The organism is Natronococcus sp. A-GB1, assembly GCF_029688845.1.
Lineage (GTDB): Archaea > Halobacteriota > Halobacteria > Halobacteriales > Natrialbaceae > Natronococcus.
This window is the reverse complement of sequence record NZ_JARUKW010000043.1, coordinates 1-7,930: the sequence shown is the minus strand read 5'-3', so window position 1 is coordinate 7,930 and position 7,930 is coordinate 1. Positions and strand designations below refer to the sequence as shown.

Annotated in this window: 7 protein-coding genes and 1 pseudogene; 4 read left to right on the top strand and 4 right to left on the bottom strand. The window is 54.1% G+C overall.

Going from position 1 to position 7,930, the window contains the following annotated elements; genetic code table 11:
* Positions 1–299 precede the first annotated feature (299 nt).
* The gene (locus QA600_RS22630; protein WP_278294197.1) at positions 300–1,313 is read left to right on the top strand and encodes a hypothetical protein; all 1,014 of its coding nucleotides are present in this window, start codon (positions 300–302) and stop codon (positions 1,311–1,313) included.
* Positions 1,314–1,464: 151 nt separating this feature from the next.
* On the opposite strand, the gene QA600_RS22625 is transcribed toward QA600_RS22630, so the two are convergent.
* Genes QA600_RS22625 through QA600_RS22610 form a run of 4 tightly spaced genes read right to left on the bottom strand, consistent with a single transcriptional unit; the run spans position 1,465 to position 5,106 of the window.
* Positions 1,465–2,163, bottom strand: coding sequence for a helix-turn-helix domain-containing protein (locus QA600_RS22625; RefSeq protein ID WP_278294196.1), 699 nt, complete (start codon positions 2,161–2,163; stop codon positions 1,465–1,467).
* A 57-nt stretch (positions 2,164–2,220) separates the two neighbouring features.
* Positions 2,221–3,516: an MmgE/PrpD family protein gene (locus QA600_RS22620; RefSeq protein WP_278294195.1), complete on the bottom strand. Its 1,296-nt coding sequence runs from the start codon at positions 3,514–3,516 to the stop codon at positions 2,221–2,223.
* The gene (locus QA600_RS22615) at positions 3,516–3,980 is read right to left on the bottom strand and encodes a Rieske (2Fe-2S) protein (protein WP_278294194.1); all 465 of its coding nucleotides are present in this window, start codon (positions 3,978–3,980) and stop codon (positions 3,516–3,518) included. Before QA600_RS22615 ends, QA600_RS22620 begins: the two co-directional genes overlap by 1 nt.
* A gap of 10 nt (positions 3,981–3,990) precedes the next feature.
* Entirely contained in the window at positions 3,991–5,106 is a 1,116-nt protein-coding gene (locus QA600_RS22610) for an amidohydrolase family protein (RefSeq protein WP_278294193.1), read from the bottom strand.
* A 248-nt stretch (positions 5,107–5,354) separates the two neighbouring features.
* Here QA600_RS22610 and QA600_RS22605 point away from each other — a divergent pair, with 248 nt between their 5' ends.
* The 3 genes and pseudogenes from QA600_RS22605 to QA600_RS22595 form a co-directional block, all read left to right on the top strand.
* A complete protein-coding gene (locus QA600_RS22605; protein ID WP_278294192.1) occupies positions 5,355–6,164 on the top strand; it encodes a carbon-nitrogen hydrolase family protein in 810 nt (269 codons plus the stop codon).
* A gap of 516 nt (positions 6,165–6,680) precedes the next feature.
* Entirely contained in the window at positions 6,681–7,631 is a 951-nt protein-coding gene (locus tag QA600_RS22600) for a glycine betaine ABC transporter substrate-binding protein (RefSeq protein WP_278294191.1), read from the top strand.
* Positions 7,631–7,930: pseudogene (locus QA600_RS22595) on the top strand (ABC transporter permease); the annotation flags it as partial. The gene QA600_RS22600 and the pseudogene QA600_RS22595, both read left to right, overlap by 1 nt.

Genomic DNA, 7,930 nt, shown 5'->3' with positions numbered 1-7,930 from the left:
TGTCGAGGGAACGGTAGCCGACTGTCCGAACTGTACGACCTATCGGCAGTTCGAGGAGGGTAGCAACTCGAGAACTGTTTTCTTTTAAATAGCGAGAGGAGTTCGCCCGTTAGGAATGAGTGTAGCAGCCGTTCAGGAAGATTGTGGTCACAGCCAAGCAGTGATGGAATCGAATAAGAATATTGAGCATAAATTTAGATATCTGCATTTCTCTACTCTGGGGTGATTTATCTATTCATTTCCTTCCGATACTATTATCAATAACGATAATAAATAATCCGCGTATGGATCGGCGACGGGTGCTCTCGAGCACCGGGGTTGCGTTTTTTACGGCTGTCGCTGGCTGTGCCGACCTTGACGACGAACCAGCCACTGACGATGACGGCGACGGCGAGGATGATGATCTCGAGGAAGACGGGGACGAGCAAGAGGACGACGTTAGTCAAGACGAAAGTGACGATTCCGAGCAGGATGACGACGGAGAGCCGTACGAAGGCGACCAAGAATCAGGAGAGGAAGAGGATGCTGAAAACGACGAAGACGAAGATAGCGAGGAGGAGAACGAGGACACCGACGACAGCGAAGACGAAGACGAGGGCGGAAAGGACGAGAGTATCGACGGCGAGTTCGACCTCCGCGAGGATGCGAAGGAGCAGCTGATAGTCCGGGATCACTGGTTCGAATGGAACGCCGATGGAGCGGGGTGCAAGGTCAAGGTCGAACTCGAGAAGAACACTCGAGAGAAATATCTGGTCAGCTTCGAGACCCGAGCTCGTCTCTATTCCGAGGATGGTGATAACTTGGACGGAATGATAGGAGATGGTGAAGACAAATCTTCGCTCGAGAACGGTGAGACTCGAATATACACCGTCGAGCTGGGAGACTGTGAAGATGTATCCGAGTACGAGGCCGAGGTCGCCTTATTCCGGACGCACGTCTCAAAAGACGAGATGGAGGGCGACTTCGATCTTGACTCGGAACTCGAAGGAAAGCTCGAGGTCGTCGATTCTGCGATCAGTACTGAAGTGAGCGATGGTTACGTCCCAGTCTACGATTCCGAGTACAGTAACAGGGGCGCAACGGTAAAGAACGTCACCGATGACTATCGCCTCTCTGTGAGAGGACCATCCGGAGAACACGACGAGAAAACGGTCGATCTCGAGCCAGGTGAAACAGCTGACTTCGTGCTCACTGGCTGGAAGTATTCGGCCGAAATGGGAGATCTCACGTACGGCTTCAGTATCGAGTCGGAGGGAGTCACTGAACTCGACGGCAAGACCGAAGATGGCAACGAGACCAACAGTGAAGACTAAGAGACTCTACTCCTCCGGTTAATAACTGATAGCCAGAAAACCGGAATCACTCCGATTCGATCGAGAACCACGTAGCTAGAAGAGAGAAATGAGACGGTGCATGGATCAAAGGGGTTTCGATCAGTGTTGGAAGCTCTGTGTGCCACTATGTTTAGCTTTCATTTCTGACTGCTAAATTAATGTATGGAAGAACGAACTCGATGAGTTGCTGCTCTACCTTTCGCAAATGGTTCGATGCAGTCGTTTTTGTGATATCCATCTCCGCTGCAATCTCCTCGAGTGTCACTTCTCTGGGAATCTCAAAATAGCCTCGTTCAACGGCTGTGTTCAGAATTTCGCGCTGTCGAGGGGGAATTGACGAGAGGAGTTCCTGCCACTCGGAGCGACTCGGGATGATTTCACGTCTAAAATCCTGTGTAATCCGTTCAACGCTCACACTGCCAAAATCCGAGAGGAGGTCGATAGCGGCTGATAGCTCATCACGATCATCGAGCAACAGATCGAAGCACTCGCGTCCATTGACCAACTGCGTTGGACCGAGAGGCAGATACCCCTCGTACATCAGTGTCTGCAGCGGCGTTACCTCGTTCAGCCGTCCTCGGAGCAGCATTGTCGCAGCACATCGCCCGTCGCTAGTCTCATACTGCTCCACGAGATCGATGGTCTCTACTGTCTCGTGTGAACTGATAATGGTGCGAACAGCGTCACAATCTTGAGATTCGATCGCGAGCATACCGACGTAGCGATTGTTCCGGAATGTGGAGGCGATAAACTCGCCAAACACATCGTGCTTTGCGACTTCTGCTGTCCAGTCTCCGTCGTACTGGACGCTGACTCGTGCAGTGAGCATAGCTAGCAAATTACGGTGAACGGTAGTATAATTCCCCTGCAATCGCAACAGCCGTGTTTATTCCCAGGGTGCGAGCAGTGTCTTGATTGACTGGCCTTCATTCTCGAGCATAACAGAGAGACGTTCGACTGCAGTCGCTGAGATTGCGGGCGAAACGAGTCGACGTGCCTTTTCCAACCGTTCTTCGACAGACAGCGGGACGCTCCGCGAACCGCGACTGGCTGTTACGGGAGATCGGTACGTCCCTTCAGTCGTTCGTACAGCTACACGAGCTAGACACTCCTCTGGAAACCGCCTATCTAATTCCGTGTCGACAGCGAATTCGACACGGTCCGCAATCGCTAATATGTCGGAGTCCTCTCGTGTTGATTCGGACAGTTCGGACTGTGTAAAGCGACCCCGAAGGAGTGCAGCGGCCACTGGATACGCATATGAGTACTGTGCTTCCGCCGGTGTCTGTGGCTTCCGCGTCTGCAGCTGTACCGCTTCCTCAAAGGTCGAAACGTGTACTGATCGAACACTCGCCGGATCGATGTCGTGTTGGGCCATCAACCGTAGGACTGCCTCGACACCGGGTTGTGCCCAGCGACAGCACGGGTATGGCTTGAAGTACCCCTCTGTCACGTGGAAGACATCGTGCAAGGTGTCATCCATCGACGCCTCATCGAAGACGGTACCAGATCCTGTGAATCCCATTTCAGCAAGCTGTGCAGACACAGCACCGGTGTACGCCCCCCACCCAATCCCGTCTTTAGTCATGCCCGGGTTCTCCACCCCACGCATGATCGGCGTCCGAGGGGCATGATATTCAGCGACACCAAGTGCATGTGTCGTCTCCGCTGTCGAGAACTCACACAGTCGGGCGACTGCAGCGGCGGCTCCGAGTGTGCCCCACGATCCGGTTCCCGTGTATGTTTCATCGACCGTATGGATTGCTAACCCCGCCCGAACGGCGAGTTCGTAACCCACAAAAACAGCATTAAGAAAGTGGCGTATCGAGGCATCGACCGCTTCTGCGGCCGCTAACGCAGGAGGAACAACCACTGCAGCAGGATGTCCCTTCACCTCACGGTGTCCATCATCAATATCGAGTGCGTTTGCAGCAACGCCGTTAGCTAGTGCCCCACCGCTGACAGATACTGTGTCTCGAGATGTATCGAGAAGTGTTATTTGTCCCTCACCAAGATGCTCTATCGCGTACTGGCGGGCAGTATCGACACCTTCCTGCCGATATCCGGCAGTTATGGCTGCCAACGTGTCGAGCACGCGTGCCTTTAGTTGTGTCTCGACATTGTTCGGTGCGTCTGCCATCTTCGCTGACCGCGCGAATTCCACTGCTCGAGCGGTATCCATTAGAGGTAGACAACGACCTGCTGGTCTTCGACATCCACTTCGTACGTGTCGACTGGCGGCTGATCACCCTCAATGGCCCCACAGTCACAGCCCCCATCGGTAGCGTTTTCTGCCGAGGTGTCGTCGCTTGTCGACTCGACAGCAGTATCGAACGACCGTGCACGAACCTTGTGGGGATTGAATACGGACTCGCCCGTTGCAATATCGAATTCCCATCCGTGCCACGGACAGCGGAGGATCTGGCCGTCGTCTTGCCATTCGACCTTCTCAGGGTCCGTAGCCGATGTCGTCCCTGTCACTTTCCCCAGACAGAGGGGTGCCCGTTGGTGTGGACAATCGTTTTTGAGTGCGTAGTACTCACCATTGACGTTGAATACGCCGATCGAATGGCCGTTTAATTCAACGATCGTTCGTTCACCGGGTGGCAGTTCGTCAGTCGAACAGATTTCGAAGCGTTTCTCCATCAAATCACTCTCAGTTGGTCGGGAGGCTCGTCGGATCGTTCGGGAGCCCGTACAGTTCCTGTGCGTTACCGGCCATCACGGCTTGTTCCATCTCATCAGACATCGGTGGCAGTGCGTACACCGGTGAATCCGTATCCCAGTGTGGGTAGTCACTGGCGAACATCACGGTCTCCTCGGCATGCATCATCTCGAGAATTTGTAAGAGATGCTCGGGGTCATCCGGCTCCTCGATAGGTTGCGTGGTAAATCGAACCTGGTCGCGAACGTATTCACTCGGTGGTTTCTGCAGATAGGGTACCTGTGCACGGAGGGCTTTCCAGTCTTTGTCCATCCGCCAGAGGAAATGTGGGACCCAGCTCAGTCCGCCCTCGATAACAACGAAGTTGAGATCGGGGAACTTCGCAAGGACACCTTCAGCGACGAGGCTGACGAGTTGTCCCATCGCATACGTACCCAGAAGGGTATGCCACTCGAAATAGGTGTTCGGATGTCCTGCGCCCGTTGGCGGACGCGTTACACCGTGGCCTTCCGTGTAGGGATGCATAGCGATGGGCAGTCCCATCTCCTCGGCGGCTTCGTACATCGGCCAGTAGTACTCGTGACCGTAGGGGTGCTGTGAAGCCATCGGCATCACTACCTGGACAACGCGCGGGTGGTCCCCCAGTTCTCGAATCATTTCAGCCATCCGCTCGGGTTTCTGTGGCGCAGCAAGTAACGATCCGACAAATGGCCCTCCCTCCGAAAGCCAGTTGTCAATAACCCATTTGTTGTTCGCGACTGCAAGTTCGGCAGCGTAGTCACGGTTGGGAAGAGCAGTGAGATTGAGATACGAGTTGCCTGTCAGAACCGCATAATCTACGCCGAATTCCTCAAAATGATGTTCCTTCATTTTCTCGATACTGGACCCCGCGGGACTGCCATCGTCTGGGATCGCATCGCGCCGAGAGAACTCTGCGACGTTGTCGTAGAGAATACTGGGCGATTGCACACCGCGATCCTTGTACTGGTCGGGAAGGTAGGCGATAACCTCCTCGGGGTCTTTCCATTTTTGATGGATATCACAATCGATGAGCGTCGGAGCGGCGTCCTCTGACCCAGTCGAGTGTTCGACTTGTCGTCCTGACATCGTCTGGCATAACCAAGCAGGGACACCCCCCTAAACCACAGGGCGAACTTGTAGCAGATATTTATACTAGCTGTCGCAGAGTATGTCGATCAGACCTCTCAACCGACCAATTATCGTTCTCCCCTCACCGAGAGGGGGACAACACCAAAGCCTCGAATCTCTGGTACCGAGTAAGCGGGGGGATCTATTTAAGCGCTAAAGATGTTCGTCTCAAGGATTACCGTATGTAAGAATTGAGTTACCTACATGTGTTCTCGAAGGAGGCGTTTCACTCGATGACAAACGCATGTATCGCTTCGTGCCAGTTCGAACCGGTTGTTGGCGATGTGGACGCAAATCTCAGCCATATCACGCAGCTTGCTGAGCAACTCCCCCCGTCGACCGTGTTCGCTGTCTTCCCAGAACTCTGTGTCACCGGCTATGATCTCGGTGACGTGCCAACGGTGAAAACATCGGTACCTGGACCGATAACTGAACGGCTCCAGAGAATCGCACAAAGTACCGGTACTGATCTACTAGTTGGACTGCCCGAAGCGGCCGATAACGAGGTTTACAATTCGCTTGTGTACATCTCTTCCCACGGGGTCGAGGCAACGTATCGGAAGCAACAGCTATGGGGAGACGAAGCCACACAGTTTGCAGCCGGAACAGGACCAGTGGTCGTTGACACGCCAGTTGGACGAGTCGGGTTGTTGCTGTGCTATGACCTGAACTTCCCCGAACTCGCACTCGAGTACGACGACGCTGGGTGTGACCATATCGCCGTCAGCTCAGCCTGGCGGCAGTCGTTCGACGATGACTGGCGACTCCTCTGTTGTGCCCGCGCATTCGATCAAACGTGCTATGTTATCGGTTCGAACCACTCCGGTACTCAATCAGGACGGCATCATGCGGGCGAAAGTCTGGTCGTGGGACCACGTGGAGAGATCCTCGCGAAGGCCACGGACGATACGTCGGCTATCTCGGTCGAAGTCAAGGCTGACTCGATTGAAACGGCCCGTCTCGAGAATCCGGTTCGAAACTCCCGGTATGAGACTGCCGGCACTTCTCGGCAGTAACAACCTCTCTGGAGACATCCATCGACGACAGTCGTGGGCGTTCCACGCCCACCAACGGGCGGTTCGTGGAGGAGGTACGGTTTCCAGTCCGACGAATCGGTGGGGGTATCATATATCCATACTCCGACCCTGCTCGGAATTCGGCGTTTGCGTTCTATCGGTTTGCGTTCTACGGGCTCACTTTTCGCTGAGGCAAACCGAGTCAACTGCCAGTTTGTGGGGTGTCGGGACGCGATGGGGGCCCCGGTGCGTCGGTAGCCAAATATGGTCTGTGGGTCACCGAAGCCGTCGGATCTGAGCGGTTTCGGTATGGCCGGCGCTGTAGCTCGCGACTGAAGTCGTGAGCTGTACAGTATAATAGTGTGGGTTTGTCCTCTTTCCTGGGAGTTGGACACTGTATTTATAACCCCTTCATATACTCATTTATAAACATTACTGCTATCCCATGTACTTTGCTTATAAATGGTTGAGTAGTGTGGGTCAATACTTAGGGTCTTTATGGCAAAATAGTTTGGCGTGCCAACTCAAAACACACGGCGTCGTCTCCTTAGAAGAGGAGGTGGGCTCGCCGCCACAGCGATCAGCGGGGTGACAGCTGGGTGTCTCACCCTCGCAACACAGTTTCGAAGTGAGTCGATTCCGGTCGGGTCGAAGCGGTTCACCGAACAAGAGATCCTCGGCTACCTCGCGTTCGAGTCGCTCGTGGCGAATACTGACCTTCAGGTTGACGACCAGACTGGTCTCGGCGGCACCACGACGAACTTCCAGGCGGTGAATTCTGGCGAGATTCAACTATACTGGGAGTATACTGGTACAGCTTGGCAAACACTACCACCGGAGCAAGACGAAGTCATCCCTGATCCTGAGGAACTCTACAATGAAGTGAAAGAGGAGTTCGAGGCGGAGCACGGACTGACTTTCCTGGAACGAGCACCGCTCGACAACACCTACGTCCTCATGGCGAATCCCGAGTGGTCAGAACAGACCGGTATAGAGTCGCTCTCCGAACTTGCGTCCTATCTCACCGAGACGGATACGGAGACTACAGTAGCGTTGAACGCTGAGTTCCAAGATAGAGCGGATGGCTGGCCCGGACTCATCGACCACTACGAATTTCCCGAAGAGGGGCAAATAGACGTCCGAAATATCGAGTCCGGACTGCTGTACCAGGTCGTCGGTGAGGGTGAAGCCGATATCGGTGTCGGCTTCAACACAGACCCACGCATCCTACAGTTTGATCTCCAGGTGCTCGAGGATGACGAGCACTTTTTCCCGGGCTACAATGCGGCCCCCATGGTCCCTCTGTCGACGGTCGAGTCTCACCCATCGATTCGCGAATTACTGAACGAAATGAGTGCGGATCTCACTACTGAACAAATACGCGAACTCAACAACCGAGTTGCGATCGACAATGCAAGTCCACAGACCGTAGCCAGAGAGTATCTACGCGAAAGGGGGGTCCTCTGATGTCTACGTTCGTCGATCCGCTATCACTGTTCGCAAACCAGTACGTCGAGTATTTCCTTACTAACAGGGAGCTTCTCTGGGAGTTACTCGTTAATCATATTATCGTCGTCATCGACTCTGTATGGTTTGCACTCCTCATTGGAGTCCCGCTTGGAGTGCTTGCTACCTACAACGACCGTCTTGGAAAGGGCATTCTCTGGAGTGCGAGTATGATGATGACGGTGCCGAGCATTGCTCTCTTCGGACTGCTAATTCCACTCGTCGGGATTGGGGAACTTCCGGTTGTGATTGCACTTATC

Bases quoted from the DNA above. Each gene is read 5' to 3' on its own strand.
- QA600_RS22620 (WP_278294195.1), bottom strand. From the start codon at position 3,516: ATGGATACCGCTCGAGCAGTGGAATTCGCGCGGTCAGCGAAGATGGCA.
- QA600_RS22610 (WP_278294193.1), bottom strand. From the start codon at position 5,106: ATGTCAGGACGACAAGTCGAACACTCGACTGGGTCAGAGGACGCCGCT.
- QA600_RS22625 (WP_278294196.1), bottom strand. From the start codon at position 2,163: ATGCTCACTGCACGAGTCAGCGTCCAGTACGACGGAGACTGGACAGCA.
- QA600_RS22615 (WP_278294194.1), bottom strand. From the start codon at position 3,980: ATGGAGAAACGCTTCGAAATCTGTTCGACTGACGAACTGCCACCCGGT.